The organism is Nocardiopsis sp. B62, assembly GCF_018070675.1.
Classification (GTDB): Bacteria; Actinomycetota; Actinomycetes; order Streptosporangiales; family Streptosporangiaceae; genus Nocardiopsis; species Nocardiopsis prasina.
In genome coordinates this window covers 351,966-365,184 of record NZ_JAGPXK010000003.1, presented here as the reverse complement: position 1 = coordinate 365,184, position 13,219 = coordinate 351,966, and the positions used below count along the sequence as shown (strand labels likewise).

Below are 13,219 nucleotides of genomic sequence, written 5' to 3'. Positions count from 1 at the left end.
ACACAAGGCTCATCGGGCCCCGGAAGGACCCGCCAGGGTTTGGCGTCCCTGATCCGCTTGGCGACGTCGGCGAGCCAGGCGTCATCGGCACCCGCGCGGGCTTCGCTGCTCCAGGAGGTCATGGGTTCGGTCTCCCCATCTCCCCAGCAGACGAGTCCGCCCGAGTTCAGCACGAGCGTGGACGGGTCGGGGCAGCACGTGAGCGGATGGCTCGAAACTGCTCGCGCCGCGGAGTAGAGGGGCTGGTGCGAGTGGTGTGAGGAGCCAACCGGCGCGGAGTCACCGCGACAGGTGCAGGGACGTACGGGAGACGTTGGCTGCTCCTGGAGAGCCGGTATCCGGGAGGCTGGCGCACCCGGTGGCGACCGCACATCTGCGCACTGCGATCGCCACCGGAACTCGCACGCGGCCCGGGTCAGGAGGTCGGGTGGGGAACCGCCGGGACGTGGAGCGGGCCGTTGATCAGCAGCGACGGTATCGGGGCCCGGTCCCGTCCCTGCTCCGTGAGGGCGAGCCCCGGCAGGGCCGTGAACAGCTCCTCCAGGGCGACCCGGGCCTCCATGCGGCCCAGGTGGGCGCCCACGCAGAAGTGCGCTCCGTGGCCGAAGGACAGGTGCACCTTGGACTCGCGGTCCGGGTCGAAGACCTCCGGGCGGTCCGGATTCAGCTCCGGGTCCCGGCCGGGGGCGCCGAAGGCGACCAGGATGGGTTCGCCCTTGCGGATCAGAACCCCTTCGACGTCGATGTCCTCCACCGCGTAGCGCAGCGGCACGTACTTGGCGGGCGGGTCCAAGCGCAACGATTCCTCCACCACCTCGTCGGCCGCCAGCGAGCCGTCGACCAGGCGGTCACGGTACTCGGGGTGCGCCAGCAGCGAGTGCACCGAGTTGGCGATGAGGTTGACGGTGGTCTCGTACCCGGCTCCGATCATGAGGAGGAGCGTGCCGATCAGGTCCGCGTGGGGCAGCGGCTCACCGACCTCCGGGGCGACCAGGTCCCCGGTGAGGTCCGCTGCGGGATGGGCGCGCTTGTGCTCGGCGAGCAGCTCCAGACAGGTCAACAGCTCCAACTGCTGGGCCAGGACGGCTTCAGGCTCGGCCGTGGTGTCGACGCCCGCGTCCATCGCCGTGCCGAGCCGATCCCGCAGCTCCTCGGGGACACCGAAGAGTTCGCTGATCACCCACATGGTGAGCGGGCGGGCCAGGGCCGCGCGCAGGTCCACCTCCTGGCCGGGTTCGGTGGCGGCGATGTCCGCGACCAACAAGCGGGCCCGATCGCGGACGGTGTCCTCCATCAGGCGGATACGGCCGGGGGTGAAGGCGGGGGTGACCTTACGGCGCAGCCTCCGGTGTTCCTCCCCGTAGCGGTTGATGAAGCTCTCCAGGAAGACCAGGGCGGCCAGTGGCCAGTCGTGTCCGACCTGGTCGTGGTCGGGCCAGTGCGCGCGGAAGTCCCGGGAGACCCTCGGATCGCTCAGCAGTTCCCGGAGGAGGTCGTGTCGGGTGATCGCCCAGGCGACCAGTTTCCGGGGAGCTCCACGCGAACGGCGGCCTCGCGTTGGCGGAGTTCGGCGACCTCTTCGTGGAAGGCGGTGCCGTCGGGGCGTAAACGGTACGGACAGCCGGATTCGGGGGGTGTGATGGCGGCCTCCTGCGGTGAAGGTGGCGGTCCGGCCGCTGGGCGCGGCCGGTCCCACACCCTCGTTCTACGTCGCCGGGGTCGCCCTGACAACAGTGGCCGGTTCCCAGGCCCGGTCCACCACGCGCACCAGCCCGCGGTCGGTGATCTTCACGCTCGGTGAAACCGCCAGGGTGAGGGTGGACAGGCTCATGAAGGCGTTGCGGTTGTCCCATCCCCAGGCGGCCAGCTCGGCGCGGAGCCTGCGGGAGGCCTCGGCCACCTCGTCCGCGGGCCGCTCCGACATGACCCCGCCGATGGGCAGGGGCAGACCGGCGCCCGGCCCGTCCTCGCGGACCAGCCGCATGCCTCCGCCCCAGGACACCACGTCGGCGGTGGCGGTGAGCAGGGCGTCCTCGGTGGTGGCGACCACGGTGAGGTTGTGGCTGTCGTGGGCGTAGGTCGTGGCGAACGCGCCCGCCCCGAGGTCCTGTCCGACGACCGGGGCGAAGGACACCCCGCCGTGCCCGGTGTGGCGTTCGAACACGGCCACCACGGCGGTGCGGCCCTGCCAGTCGACCACCCCGTCGCGGACCGGGAGCACCACCTCGTCGGGTTCGGTGTAGGTGTCCACGCCGTTCACCCGCATCGCGCGGAAGGCGTGTTCTCCGTCGGGCAGGTCGACCCTCCAGCGCGCGGTCTCGGCGCGAGGGGCGTCAATCCGGACGGTCGCACCGAACCCGTGCTCCGGTGCGGGGCCGGGGCCGTCGACCGGGGCGCCGTCGCGACCCACCACCTCCCCTCCCGCGATGGTCACGACGGGGGTGAGTTCGGTGAGCGAGCGCAGCAGCACGAGGTCGGCGCGCTTGCCGGGGGTGACGGTCCCCCGGTCGTCCAGGCCGAGCCTGCGGGCGGGCTGGAGGGTGAGCGCGCGCAGCACCGCCAGCGGGGGCAGACCGCGTTCCAGCGCCACCGAACCCACCCGGTCCAGGTGGCCGGTGGTCACGATGGCGTCCACGACGATGTCGTCGGTGACCAGGCAGAAGTCAGGCAGGTGGGGCAGGTCCAGGAGGGCGCGGACCACCTCAGGGGTCAGGCACTTCTCCTGGAGCATGAGCAGCATGCCCAGGCGGGCCTTCTCCACGGCGACCTCGGCGGTGTTCTTGCAGTGGTCGGAGTCGATCCCGGCCCACAGGTACTCCCCCAGTTCCGCGCCGGAGAGGTTGGGGCAGTGCCCGTCCAGGCGCACACCCCGGCGCCGGGCCGCGTCGATGATGGCGTGCATGCGAGCGTCGCCGTTGACCACCGCCCGGTAGTCCATCACCTCGCCGAGCGTGGTGACGCCCTCCCACTCCAGCATCTGCGCGATGTCGGTGTGGTCGAGCCGCGCTCCGGCGGTCTCGAACCCGTCCAGCGCGGGCACGCACGAGGGCACCGCCCAGCGCATGGACTGCGCCGTGTCGCCGCCCTGTTCGATCATCCAGGCCTGCCCGTCGCGTCCGGCGACGTTGACGATCTCGTGGGCGTCGGCGAGCACGGTCGTGGTGCCGCGCGCCAGCGTGACCCGGGCGAACTCGGCCGGTGCCAGCAGCGAGCTCTCGATGTGCATGTGGGCGTCCACGTAGCCGGGCGCGACGACGAGCCCGGTGGCGTCGAGGGTCCGTTCGGCCCGCACCGGCGTCCCCGGGGGCAGCACCGCGCGAACGCGATCACCGCTCACGGCGACGTCGGCCCGCCACACCTGGCCGGTGTGCACGGAGACGACCTCCCCGCCTTGGATGAGCAGGTCTGCGCTGAGCTGGGCGTGGGACATCGGTGTCGGGTTCCCTTCGAGTGGGCGGGTGCCTGGTTCAGGGGGCTGGTGCGTGCCCGGTTCAGGCGGTGGGGCGCGTGCGGTGGCGGGCGATGCCCTCGGTGAGCAGGGCGGAGAACGCGTCGGCGTCGACGGTACGGCCCACGCGTACGTTGCGAGTTCGGTCGGGTGTGCGCACGTCGGCGACGAGGGCTCCCCGGGTGAGTTCACCGGAGCACTCCACGGACGCGCTGCCCTCCTCCCAGCCGATGAGGTCGGGATGGCTGACGGCCGCGACGGCCAGGGCGTCGTGCACGGGGACGGCCGGGACACCGAACCGTTCCAGGTAGCGCACGGCGTAGGCGCGCAGGAGTTCTCCGGCGATCCCGGCGGTGCCGGGCAGGGTGGCCAGGTGTTCGGCCTCGGAGAGCGGGTACAGCGCGGCGCGGGTGACGTCCAGCCCCACGATCCGCACCGGCAGGCCGGACTCAAGGACGTAGCGGGCCGCCTCGGGGTCGGCGTGGAAGTTGAACTCCGCCGCCGGGGTGACGTTGCCCTGGGCGAAGGCGGCCCCGCCCATGATGACGATCTCCCTGAACGCCGGACCGGCCTCGGGGTGGCGGGCGAGCATGGCCGCGACGTTGGACAACGGGCCGATCGCCACGAGGGTCAGTTCGCCCGGGGACTCCAGGGCGCGTTCCGCGAGCCAGTCCACGGCGTGGCCGGGGGTCAGGGGCCGGGGCGGGGAGTCCGGCACCAGTCCGCCCAGTCCCCCGGCTCCGTGCATGGGTTCGTCCCGGATCCGTGAGGTGCGGGCGATCGGCCCGGCCAGCCCGGAGACCAGCGGGAGTTCGGTCGGTGCCCCGGCGAGGTCGAGCACGTGGGCGGCGTTGCGGTTCACATCGGCGAGCGAGACGTTGCCCGCGACGGTGGTCACCCCGCGCACGTCCAGGAGCGGTGAGGCCAGGGCCAGCAGCAGGGCGACGGCGTCGTCGACCCCGGGGTCGCAGTCGATCACGACGGGTGCGGGCACCGGTCCTCCTCCGTTGACGGGGTCGTCGCTCACTTGGCGACCTCCTCGGTGAAGCGGTCCAGCCAGGCGGAGCGCTCGTTCGCGAGCAGTTCGAGGTCGCCCTGGTGGTAGCCGCTGGCGACCGGGTCCAAGGCCGCCTCCCGGGAGACCTGTTCCATGAGCGGGGTGGGTTCGGCCCCCAGCGCCACGGGCTTGTCGTAGAGGGCCTCGGCCATGCCCTCCTGGATCTCGGGACGCAGCAGGAAGTCGGTGAAGGCCAGTGCCCCGGCCGGGTTGGGGGCTCCCTCCACCACCTGCACGGTGTTGGCGGTCATCACCCTTCCCTCTTCGGGGGCGGCGAAGCCGACGGGCTGGCCGGCCTCCACCGAACCCATGGCGAAGTTGTCGAGGCCGGGCGCCATGGCGATCTCGCCGCGTTCCAGCAGGCTGGTGAGCTCGGTGGAGCCGGTGTAGAACTGGAGCGCGTCGGGGCCGATCTCGGCCAGCGCCTCGAACCCGGCATCGGCGTCGGAGGGCCCGGACCCGAAGTGCTCCCCTGCGGCCAGGACGAACATCGGGCCCGCCGACACGGAGATGTCGGGCAGCGCGTAGCCGCCCTCGGGCTCCGCCCAGAGGTCGTCCCAGGACTCGGGCGCCTCGTCCACCATGTCGGTCCGGTACATGAGGCCGAGGAGCTGGAAGGTGTAGGCGGGCCCGTACCCGTCGGGGTCCACGGCCCAGGGCTGGACGGCGTCGAGGTTGGGCACGTCCTCGCTGCTGACCGGGGCGAACAGCCCCATGTCCTTGCCGATCTGCGCGTAGTAGTCGGAGATCAGGACGACGTCGGTGTCGGGCCGCTCGGAGTTGATCCTCAGTTTGGTGAGCCGCCCGGCGTTGTTCCCGGTGTCCAGGACCACCCGGATACCGGTCTCGGCTTCGAAGGGCTCGGCGACGACCTGGGTGAACTCCTCGGTGGCGAAGGCGAAGGTGCTCACCACCAGGGTGCCGGGGTCGTCCTCGCGGACGGGTGCGCAGGAAGCGGTCACGGTGGCCAGGGCCAGCGCCCCGGCGAGGACGGCGGTCATCCGCGCCCTGCGTGCGGGTCGGTTCATCCGGTCGTCACCTCACGGGCGGGCAGCTCCACCAGGTGGCGGTGGGGCAGGGCGATGCGGACGGGGTCACCGGGGCGCAGGTCGTCGCTGGGGTGCAGGACGCGCAGCACCGAACCCGGGCCCTCGGCCCCGTTGATGGCCGCCTCGACCAGGCAGTTGCTGCCCTGGAAGGTGACCTCGCCGACGGTGCCGTCCAGGCCGGTCTCGCCGGACTCCTCGCGAGCGTCGCCGGAGAGCAGCCGCACGTGTTCGGGCCGGACGGTGACCGGCCCGTGCCCCGGCACCTCGGGGAAGTTGTCGTATCCCAGGAACTCGGCGACGAACCGGTTGGCGGGACGCGGGAAGACGTCCCGGGGCGAGCCCTGCTGTTCCAGGCGGCCCTCGTTGAGGATGACCATCGTGTCGGACAGTTCCAGCGCCTCGTCCTGGTCGTGGGTGACCAGGACGGCGGTGAGGCCGGTCTCGCGCTGCACGCGCAGGAGTTCGCGCCGCATCTGCACCCGGAGCTGGGCGTCGAGGTTGGACAGGGGTTCGTCCAGGAGCAGCACGGAGGGGCGGATGGCCACGGCGCGGGCCAGGGCCACGCGCTGCTGCTGGCCGCCGGAGAGTTCGGCGGGCTTGCGGTCGGCCAGGTGGGCGAGACCGACCAGGTCGAGCGCCTCCTCCGCGCGCCGCCTGACCTCGTCCGAGGCCACCTTGCGGGTGCGCAGGCCGTAGCCGACGTTGTCGCGCAGCGTCATGTGTGGGAAGAGCGCGTAGGACTGGAAGACCATGCCGATGTTGCGCTTCTCCGGCGGTGTGCGGGTGGCGTCCACGCCCTCCAGGAGAATGCGCCCGGAGCTGGGCTGGAGGAACCCGGCGATCATCCGCAGGGTGGTGGTCTTGCCGCAGCCGCTCGGGCCGAGCAGGGTGGTGAACTCCCCCTGGCGCACGGTCAGGTCCAGGTCGGCGACGGCGGTGGTGCCGCCCTTGCCGCCCCGGGCACCGAAGATGTGGCTGACGCGGTCGAGTTCGACGACGGGTGTCATCTGTGTGTCTCCTTCTTCCCGGCGGGCGGGCTTCCCGGTCATCGGCCGAAGACCTTCGTGAAACCGACCAGGCGTTCGGTGGCGAGGGCGACCGCGACGCTGAGCGCCAGGAGCAGCACGCTGACCGCAGCGACGACGGGGTCGAACGAGGACTGGACGTAGTTGAGCATCTCCACCGGCAGGGTGGCCACGCCGGGGCCGGTGAGCAGCAGGGACAGCGGAACGTTGTTCAGGGAGGTGATGAAGGCGAGGATGGTGGCCGAGAGGATGCCCGGAGCCATCACCGGAAGGGTCACCGTGAGGAAGGTGCGCACCGGTCCGGCGCCGAGCCCCCGGGCCGCCTCCTCCAGCCGGGCGTCGGCCAGGGCCAGCGAGGCCCCGACCACCCGGACGGTGTACGGGAGCAGCAGGACGGTGTGGCCGACGATCAGCGCGCCGATCGCGGTCACCCGCATACCGACCATGAGCTGCTGGAACAGGGCCAGGCCCAGGACCAGCTCGGGGACCACGATCGGGGCGAAGAACAGGTTCTCCATGATCCTGCGCCCGCGCGGGTTGCCCCGGTGCAGCGCCAGGGTCGCGGGCACGCCCAGGGCCAGCGCGATCACCGTCGAGACCGCCGCGACCAGCATGCTGGTGCCGAAGGAGTCGATGAACGGGCCATAGGCCAGGGCGGCGGAGAACCAGCGCAGGGACAGGCCCTCCGGTGGGAAGGCGAGCGTGCTTCCGGCGGTGAAGGCGACCCCCACCAGGATCACCACGGGGCCGAGCATCAGCACGAAGGCGGCCGCCGCGAGCAGTGAGAGGAACGGGCGTCTCAGGATCATGAGGTGGTGCTCCCGATCTTGCCGAGCCGACCGGACAGCGCGCCGACCACCAGCACCAGGGCGGTCATCACCAGGGCGATGGCGCTGGCCGAGGGCCAGTCGAGGCTGACGTTGACCCGGCTGTAGAGCAGGGTGGACAGGAGCCGCTCGCGGGGCCCGCCGAGCAGCTGGGGCGTGGTGAAGGCGGTGACCGCTCCGGCGAAGACCAGGGTGCATCCCACCAGGGCGCCGGGCAGGGCCAGCGGGAAGACGACGTCGCGGAACGCGCGGCCGGGCGAGGCGCCGAGTCCGCGAGCCGCCTCCTCCAGGCGGTGGTCCTGCTGGGAGAGGCTGGAGTAGGCCGACAGGATCATCAGGGGCAGGAAGAGCTGGACCAGGCCGAGCACGATCGCCGTCTCGGTGTAGAGCAGCTGGACCCGGCCCAGGCCCAGGGCCTCGCTGACCTTGCTGATCAGCCCGTTGCCGCCGAGCACCACGATCCAGCCGTAGGTCCGCACGACGGTGTTGAGCAGGAGCGGGAAGATCGCCAGGGCCAGGAGGCGGCCGGGCCAGGGACCCGGTGCCCGCGAGATGAGGTAGGCCACCGGGAAGCCCATGAGCAGGCAGAGGGCGGTGGTCAGGACGGCGACGCGGACGGTGCGCGCGATCACCGGGAGCAGGTAGGGGTCGGTGAGGAGGCTCCCCGTCTCCCGCGCGACCGTGGCGGGGTCGCCGTCGGGCGGCCAGGCCAGGGTGGCCACGACCGGGTAGCAGAAGGCGAAGAGCATCACGGCGAGCCCGGGGACGAGCAGCACCGTGACGGGTGGGCGTGGGAGGAGACGGCGGCGCGAAGCGACTCGGGCGGCCTCTGCGGTGGGTGACGGGCGGGACAATTCCACTCCCGGTCGCTGTCGGCGGGTGTTCGGAGTTTGTGTGGTGTCTCATCTGCGGTGACACCTGCAAGCGCTTCTGCAAGCGCTTGCAACACCGTAACCTTCAGGTGGGCACCGAGCCAAGCCCACGGCCGCGAATGTGACCGGGGGCACCGTGACCTGCGAGGAGTCGGAATGGCGAGCTTGGACGACGTGGCCAGGGAGGCTGGCGTCTCGGCGTCCACCGTGTCGCGGGCGATGTCACGGCCGACCATGGTCGCCGAGTCCACCCTGCTGCGGGTGCGTGCCGCCGCCGAGCGGCTGGGCTTTCGCGCCAACCCGGCCGCCCGGGCCCTGACCACCGGGCGCAGCGGCTTCTTCGCCATGCTCGTCCCCGACCTGGACAACCCCTTCTACTCCACCACCGCCACCGCCGCACAGGACCTGGCGGGCGAGACCGGCCGCCGCGTGATCATCGCCGTCACCGGCGGCGACCCCGCACGCGAGGCGGCGGCGCTGCACGATCTGGAGGACCAGGTGGACGGGTTCGCCGTGCAGTCCCCGGTGAGTTCGGCGGCCGAACTGAAGGAGGCGCACGCGCGCAAGCCGGTGGTGGCGATCAACCGCCGGGTTCCAGGGCTGACCTCGTTCACCGTGGACACCCCCGGTGGCCTGGGCGAGGTCTACGACCGCCTCGTGGAACTCGGGCACCGCGAGGTCGCCTACCTCGCGGGGCCGCCGAGTTCGTGGATGGACCGGCACCGGCGCGCGGAACTGGTCGAGCACGCCGCTCGGACCGGGCTACGGGTGCGGGTCCACGGCCCGGTTCGCCCGGCGTTCGCCGAGGGGGTGGCCGCGGCCCGCAGGATCGTCGACTCCGGCTGCACGGCGGTGCTGGTCTACAACAGCCTGCTGCTGTTGGGGGTGATGTTCGAGTTCGGCCGTCTCGGTGTGCGGGTACCCGAGGACATCAGTGTCGCCGCCGCCGACGACATCGCCCTGGCCAACCTGCCGGGACCACCGATCACCGCCGTACGCACCCCTGCCGACGAACTGGGGCGCGCGGCGGTGACCGCCCTGTCCGCGATGGTGGACGGGGACCGGGACGACCGGCCGCGGGGGCGGCGGCTGCCCACGACCGTGCGGCTCACCGACTCGCTGGCGCCGCCGCGTACAGCGTGACCGTTGCGACCCCGACGACCTGGCCGAAACCCGGGACCGTCCCGCGGTTCTTCGCTTCCCTATGTGGAGAACTCCTGACATTCTCCCCCAGGAATGGCCCCGACCCCCGAGGAGTTCGGCGAATTCACTTGCCATTCTGATTTCCCGTGGCGCACTCTGTTGGATACCAACGAGCCGGGACGACGACCCGCAGGACGGTGCCCTCACCAGCGATGACACCCGACCGTCGGACCACAGTAAAGGGCCGGGATTTCCCTCCCCGACCAACACCCCTTCGCGCTTCGACCCGAAAGGCATTCCATGAGAACGCACAGATTCCCCTCCGCCGCCGTTGGCGGCACCTCCCTCTCCTGAGAACGCCCCGGCTCCCGTAACCTCGCGCCAGGCCGGGAGCCGGGGTCGGGCGGCGGCGATAGGGTTGCCCTTGCCGCGCACTCCCGTGAGGTGTCCGGGGGTCGACGAGGCACCGCCGGGGCTGCGCGTGACCCTGCCGTCTCCCCCGCCCGAGAGGAAGTGTCGTGCCGAGGCCGCTGCTCGCCGACGAGGTCGCCCGGAACCTCCTGGACCGCATCGTCGACGGTGATCTGCCCTCCGGGGGCAGGCTGCCCTCCGAGAACGAGTTGGGCCAGGAGTTCGACGTCAGCCGCCTGACCGTGCGCGAGGCGATCCGGACGCTCCAGGCCCAGAACGTGGTCGAGGTGGTGCGGGGGCGGGGCACCCTGGTGCGCCCCGTGGACGAGTGGACCGGCCTGGAAGCGGTGCTGCGCGCCACGGTGCGCGGCGGTGACGACCTCACGGCATCGCTCCAGCTCATCCAGGTGCGGAGGATGATCGAGACGGGGGCGGCCGCGCTGGCCGCCGAGCACCGGGACGAGTCCGACCTCGCCGCCCTGGAGGGGGACCTCCAGGGGATGCGCGACGCCCACGAGCGGGGCGATCTCGCGGCGTTCGTGGAGCACGACATCCACTTCCACGACGTGATCCTGTCGGCCACCGGGAACGTGTTCGTCGCCGTGCTGTTCGAGCCGCTGTCGCGGGTGATGCGCGAGAAGCGCCGGCAGACCTCCTCGATCCCCGCCATCCAGGCCCACGCGATCGACGAGCACGGCCGGGTGCTGGAGGCGATCCGCTCGGGCAACTCCGAGGCGGCCCGGCTCGCCATGGAGAGCCACATGGCGCAGACCTCACGCGACCTGCGCGAGCACGTCTTCGGCCTGCCCGGCTGACCGGCCGCCCACCGGCCTCACACCACCCACGGACAGCCCACAACACCCGCCCTCACCGCGACTCAGCCCGAGTGCCCCAGGTGCGCGCTCGGGCTCCTGACTGCCCCCGCCTGGTAATCCCTGTGACACGGACCTTGACGACCACGCCGTTTAACATAAGATGTCTGATGTCTTACAAGGGAGGTTCCATGGTCGATCCCCAAGAAGTCCTCACGCGTGCCGGGACACCGAGCCCCGTCACCGCGTCCGCCGTGGCGCGGGAGGCCACCGCCGCCGGATCCGTCATCGTCGTCCTCGACGACGACCCGACCGGCACCCAGTCGGTGCACGGCCTGCCCGTGCTCACCCGCTGGTCCGTCGACGACCTGCGGTGGGCCTTCGAGCAGGGCACGCTCGCCGTCTACGTCCTCACCAACACCCGCAGCCTCGACCCGTCCGAGGCCGAGGCACGCAACGCCGAGGTGGTGCGCAACGCCCGCGCCGCCGCCGGGGACCGACCGCTGGTCTTCGCCAGCCGGGGAGACTCCACCCTGCGCGGGCACTACCCGCTCGAACCCCGGGTCCTCGACGCCACCCTCCAGGAACTGGGTGACCCCGGCGTCGACGGGATCGTCATCGTCCCCGCCTTCCCCGACGCGGGACGCGTCACCGTCGGCGGCGTCCACTACATGCGCACCGGCACGGATTTCACCCCCGTCGCGGAGACCGAGTTCGCCCGCGACGCCACCTTCGGCTACCGCAACTCCGACCTCCGGGCCTGGGTCGAGGAGAAGACCGAGGGACAGGTCCCCGCGAGCGCCGTCGCCCTCATCGACCTCACCCTGCTGCGCGGAGGCGGCACCGACGCCGTCACCGCCCGACTGCTGGAACTCCATGACGCGGCTCCGGTCGTGGTGGACGCCGAGTCCGAGGCGGACCTGCGCGTGCTCTCGTTGGCCCTCATCGCCGCCGAGCGCCAGGGCCGCCGGTTCGTCTACCGGGTGGGCCCGCCGTTCGTACGCGCCCGCATCGGGCTGGAGGCCCACGCGCCCCTGGACGGTGACCAGATCAGGACCGGCACGGACGCCCCCGGTGGCCTCGTGGTGGTCGGCTCCCACGTCGCGCTCACCACCCGCCAGCTCCGGGCCCTGGTGGACCGGCACTCCGGCGCCCGCGTGATCGAGCTCGATGTGGACGAGGTCCTCGACCCGTCCACTCGCGACGCCGCCGTCGCCCGGACTGTGGACACGATCGTCGGGGGTCTGGCCGACCACGACGTCGTCCTGCACACCTCGCGCCTGCTGCGCCTGAGCGACGACCCCGCCACCAGCCTGGCCATCGCCCGGGAGGTCTCCGCCGCCCTGGTCCGCTGCGTGTCCGACACCCTCGGCCGCCGCGCGCCGCGCTTCGTGGTCGCCAAGGGAGGGATCACCTCCAGCGACGTCGCCTCCCTGGGCCTGGGCATCCACCGCGCCCTGGTGCGCGGTCCGATGCTGCCCGGCCTGGTCTCCCTGTGGGAACCGGTCGGCGGTCCGGCCACCGGCATCCCCTACGTCGTCTTCCCTGGCAACGTCGGCGCCGACGACTCGCTCGCCGAGGTCGTCGACCGCCTGAGTTCACTGACCACCCGCCCCGGCGACGGCGAGCCCGTCACCGGCGCACCGAACGCAGGAGTCCACCCATGACCGCCAGCCCCGTCTCGAGCGTCGCCGTCATCGGCCTGGGCGCCATGGGCCTGCCGATGGCCACCCGCCTGGCCGGGACCATGACCGTCCACGGCTGTGACATCGCCGCCGCTCGCCGCGACCTCGCCGCCGAGGCCGGTGTGGTGCCCTTCGAGCACGCCGCCGACGCCGTCGCCGGGGTCGACTCCGTGGTGCTGGTGGTGCGCGACGGCGCCCAGCTGCGCGACGTGCTCTTCGGCGAACACGGCATCGTCGAGTCCCTGGCTCCGGGCACCGTCCTGGTCCTGACCAGTACGGTCGGCGTGGAGACGGTCACCGCGACCGCCGAGGAACTGGCCCCGCTCGGGCTGCTCCTGGTGGACGCCCCACTCAGCGGGGGTCCGGTCCGTGCCGGGGAGGGTGACCTGCTGATCGTGGTCGGCGCCACCCCGGAGGCGCGGGAGGCCGCCGATCCGGTGCTGCGGCGGCTCGCCTCCACCCTGAGCGTCATCGGTGACCGTCCCGGCGACGGCCAGGCGTTCAAGACCGTCAACCAGCTGCTGTGCGGGGTGCACATCGCGGCGGCCGCCGAGGCGCTGGCCCTGGCCCGGTCGCTGGGACTGGACCCCGAGACCACCCTGGAGACGCTGGGCGCGGGCGCGGCCGGCTCGTTCATGCTGGGCAACCGCGGGCCGCGCATGCTCCAGGCCTACGAGGAGGAGGGCGCCGAGGTGCTCAGCCGACTCGACATCTTCGTCAAGGACATGGGCATCGTGACCTCCGCGGGCCGCTCCGCCGGACTGGCGACACCGTTGGCTGCCACCGCAGAGCAGCTGTATCTGCTTGGGCAGGGGCAGGGTCTGGGCTCCGCCGACGACTCCGCCGTGATCCGTGTCGTGGCACCCGAACCCACCGGCAAGGAGTAGTCA

Annotated in this window: 11 protein-coding genes; 4 read left to right on the top strand and 7 right to left on the bottom strand. The window is 72.1% G+C overall.

From position 1 onward, the window contains the following. Positions 1-415 precede the first annotated feature (415 nt). The 7 genes from KBX21_RS05680 to KBX21_RS05650 all read right to left on the bottom strand — a co-directional run bounded on the left by KBX21_RS05680 (position 416) and on the right by KBX21_RS05650 (position 8,182). On the bottom strand, positions 416-1,696 hold the full coding sequence (locus tag KBX21_RS05680) for a cytochrome P450 (protein WP_307869160.1): 1,281 nt from the start codon (positions 1,694-1,696) through the stop codon (positions 416-418). A 9-nt stretch (positions 1,697-1,705) separates the two neighbouring features. Beyond that, positions 1,706-3,430: an adenine deaminase C-terminal domain-containing protein gene (locus KBX21_RS05675; protein ID WP_210841218.1), complete on the bottom strand. Its 1,725-nt coding sequence runs from the start codon at positions 3,428-3,430 to the stop codon at positions 1,706-1,708. Between the two features lie 61 nt (positions 3,431-3,491). Then, entirely contained in the window at positions 3,492-4,442 is a 951-nt protein-coding gene (locus tag KBX21_RS05670; RefSeq protein WP_210841246.1) for a nucleoside hydrolase, read from the bottom strand. 29 nt (positions 4,443-4,471) lie between these two features. Further along, the gene (locus KBX21_RS05665; RefSeq protein WP_210841217.1) at positions 4,472-5,533 is read right to left on the bottom strand and encodes an ABC transporter substrate-binding protein; all 1,062 of its coding nucleotides are present in this window, start codon (positions 5,531-5,533) and stop codon (positions 4,472-4,474) included. Next, positions 5,530-6,561, bottom strand: coding sequence for an ABC transporter ATP-binding protein (locus KBX21_RS05660; RefSeq protein WP_049578728.1), 1,032 nt, complete (start codon positions 6,559-6,561; stop codon positions 5,530-5,532). The genes KBX21_RS05665 and KBX21_RS05660 overlap by 4 nt, the downstream gene beginning before the upstream one ends. Before the next feature lie 38 nt (positions 6,562-6,599). Beyond that, entirely contained in the window at positions 6,600-7,388 is a 789-nt protein-coding gene (locus tag KBX21_RS05655; protein ID WP_210841216.1) for an ABC transporter permease, read from the bottom strand. Next, positions 7,385-8,182, bottom strand: coding sequence for an ABC transporter permease (locus tag KBX21_RS05650; protein WP_017545428.1), 798 nt, complete (start codon positions 8,180-8,182; stop codon positions 7,385-7,387). Before KBX21_RS05650 ends, KBX21_RS05655 begins: the two co-directional genes overlap by 4 nt. Positions 8,183-8,434: 252 nt before the next feature. Here KBX21_RS05650 and KBX21_RS05645 point away from each other — a divergent pair, with 252 nt between their 5' ends. From KBX21_RS05645 to KBX21_RS05630, 4 genes are all read left to right on the top strand, one after another. After that, entirely contained in the window at positions 8,435-9,421 is a 987-nt protein-coding gene (locus KBX21_RS05645) for a LacI family DNA-binding transcriptional regulator (RefSeq protein ID WP_210841215.1), read from the top strand. A gap of 518 nt (positions 9,422-9,939) precedes the next feature. Then, positions 9,940-10,647, top strand: a complete 708-nt coding sequence (locus KBX21_RS05640; protein ID WP_049578718.1) for a FadR/GntR family transcriptional regulator — start codon at positions 9,940-9,942, stop codon at positions 10,645-10,647. Positions 10,648-10,814: 167 nt separating this feature from the next. After that, positions 10,815-12,311, top strand: coding sequence for a four-carbon acid sugar kinase family protein (locus tag KBX21_RS05635; RefSeq protein WP_247665246.1), 1,497 nt, complete (start codon positions 10,815-10,817; stop codon positions 12,309-12,311). Beyond that, the gene (locus KBX21_RS05630; RefSeq protein WP_210841214.1) at positions 12,308-13,216 is read left to right on the top strand and encodes an NAD(P)-dependent oxidoreductase; all 909 of its coding nucleotides are present in this window, start codon (positions 12,308-12,310) and stop codon (positions 13,214-13,216) included. The genes KBX21_RS05635 and KBX21_RS05630 overlap by 4 nt, the downstream gene beginning before the upstream one ends. Positions 13,217-13,219 lie beyond the last annotated feature (3 nt).